Source organism: Arthrobacter sp. Hiyo1 (assembly GCF_001263615.2).
Classification (GTDB): Bacteria; Actinomycetota; Actinomycetes; order Actinomycetales; family Micrococcaceae; genus Arthrobacter.
The window spans coordinates 169,123-171,500 of sequence record NZ_DF952476.1; the positions used below are offsets into that span (position 1 = coordinate 169,123).

General features: G+C 64.8%; 2 protein-coding genes. One reads left to right on the forward strand and one right to left on the reverse strand.

Going from position 1 to position 2,378, the window contains the following annotated elements:
• Positions 1-14 precede the first annotated feature (14 nt).
• Positions 15-737 carry an SAM-dependent methyltransferase gene (locus tag AHiyo1_RS21220; protein ID WP_059389905.1) on the reverse strand — a complete coding sequence of 241 codons (723 nt, stop codon included), beginning with the start codon at positions 735-737 and terminating at the stop codon, positions 15-17.
• 416 nt (positions 738-1,153) lie between these two features.
• On the opposite strand from AHiyo1_RS21220, the gene AHiyo1_RS21225 reads away from it, so the two are divergent.
• On the forward strand, positions 1,154-2,378 hold a 1,225-nt coding region (locus tag AHiyo1_RS21225; protein WP_059389906.1), incomplete at its 3' end, for a DEAD/DEAH box helicase.

Sequence of the window (2,378 nt, forward strand, 5' to 3'; positions counted from 1 at the left end):
GACGACGTGCGGGCCTAGGACGTGTGAGCCCCGGATGTCCGGGTGGCCCGGAGCACGCTGTCGATGGTGGTGGCGTGTTGGCCGTCAGGGCCCGTCACCGCGCGTTCGCGGGAATCGGCAACGTTGATCCGCCACGTCTCCGGACCGTTTGTGAGCGCCTCGACCAAGTCCTCGGGAGTGAAGAACTTGTCTTTCATGTCCTTGTGCCCGCTCCACGGAGTCAGGCCATCCGGATGATGCCCGACAACCAACAAAGCGCCGCCGGGAGCCACGGCCGCCGCAGCCGAGGCCAGGAAATCGCGCCACGGAAGAAGCGGAGAATGCAGGAATTGGGAGGACACCAGATCGAAGCCAGCTTCCGGGTGCCACGAGCCGAAATTCCGTTGCAGCCACGTGATCCGGTCCGGTAGCCCGACGTCGACGGCATGGGCTTCTGCCCGTTCAAGCGCGACGGCGGAGACGTCCACCGCGGTCACCGTCCAGCCGTGCTGGGCGAGCCAGATGGCGTCCGCACCCTCCCCGCATCCGAGATCCAGGGCGGTGCCGGGAGCCAGTCCCTTGGCTTCCGCGATGAGTTGCGGATTGGGATTCCCGCTCCACCTCTTCGTCTTCTCCCGGTAGACCTCGTCCCAAAACTGCGCCGGGTCGGCGTCCTGGTCAGGGTTGCTGTGAAGGTGGGCTCCGCTGTCGTGGATTTCGCCGTGAAGGTGGGCTCCGCCGTCGTGCTGGTGCGTCATGGCTCAAGCGTGCCCTGATGTGGCCCCGCGAGGCAACGCCTGTCCCCACCCAACTGACTCGCAGTTGTTGTCGTTATAAGCACTCAAAACGACAACAACTGCGAGCTACTTGGGGGAACACCGCCTGCGTGAACCTGCCCTGTGGAAAGGCCCGCGGCCCGCGGATGCTAGAATAGATCTACTTGATGTGCAGTGATGCCCGCTTAGTCCCCGAATTTGGCTTGGTTCCAAAGTTGGGAAGTGGGCTTTTTTCATGTGAGAGGCACATCCTGCGTCGATGAACGCGTTTTCTCTGGTCCCGGCCACGGCTTATTGCCTACCGGTCGATCACTGACTTTTTCCTCGGCGAACCCTTGGCCCAACCGGCGTCGGGGGACGATGTCCGTTGGACACCGCCAGAAAGACCCTTGAAACACATGACTACTTTTGCTGCCCTTGGCACGCCCAAGGCCATCGCCGAGTCCCTCGCTGCAGATGGCATTGAAGAAGCTTTCCCCATCCAGGTCAAGACCCTCCCGGATACGCTCGCAGGCCGCGACGTCCTGGGCCGTGGCCGCACCGGCTCCGGTAAGACCATCGCTTTCGCTATCCCGCTTGTGGCACGTCTCGCCGAGCGCGAAGCCAAGCACTTCCGCAAGCCCGGCCGCCCCATGGGACTGGTCCTCGCGCCGACCCGTGAGCTGGCCACCCAGATCAACGCCACCATCGAACCGATGGCCAAGGCCATGGGCCTGAACACCACGGTCATCTACGGCGGCATCTCGCAGGCACGCCAGGAAAAGGCGCTGCGCGCCGGCGTCGACATCGTCATCGCTTGCCCGGGCCGCCTCGAGGACCTCATCCGCCAGCGCATCCTGACCCTCGAAGCCGTCGAGATCACCGTCCTGGACGAGGCCGACCACATGGCAGACCTCGGCTTCCTCCCGGTGGTCAAGAAGCTCATGGACATGACCCCCACCCAGGGCCAGCGCCTGCTCTTCTCTGCGACGTTGGACAACGGTGTTGACAAACTGGTCAACCGTTACCTGTCCAACCCGCTGACCCACTCCGTGGACGACCCCCAGGCCGCCGTCACCACCATGGAGCACCACGTCCTGGTGGTCAACGACCAGACCGTCAAGAAGCAGCTGATCGTGGAGCTGGCCTCCGGCGCCGGCCGCCGCGTCCTCTTCATGCGGACCAAGCACCACGCCCGCAAGCTTGCCAAGACTCTGACCGACTGCGGCATCCCCGCCGTCGACCTTCACGGCAACCTGTCGCAGAATGCCCGTGACCGCAACCTCGCCGAGTTCTCCAGCGGTGAGGTCCGGGTCCTGGTGGCCACCGACGTCGCGGCCCGCGGCGTGCACGTCGACGACGTCGAACTCGTCATCCACGTCGACCCGCCCACAGAGCACAAGGCTTACCTGCACCGCTCTGGCCGTACGGCCCGCGCAGGTTCCGACGGCACCGTGGTCACGCTGACGCTCCCCGAGCAACAGTCCGACGTCAAGAAGCTCATGAAGGCTGCCGGCGTCGACGTCTCGTTCGAACGTGTCACGGCCAACTCTCCCCTGATTGCCGAGCTCGTGGGCCAGGTCGCCGACAAGGTTGATCCCCGCACTCGTGCGGCACTGCTCGCAGCGAAGACCCAGCAGCCGG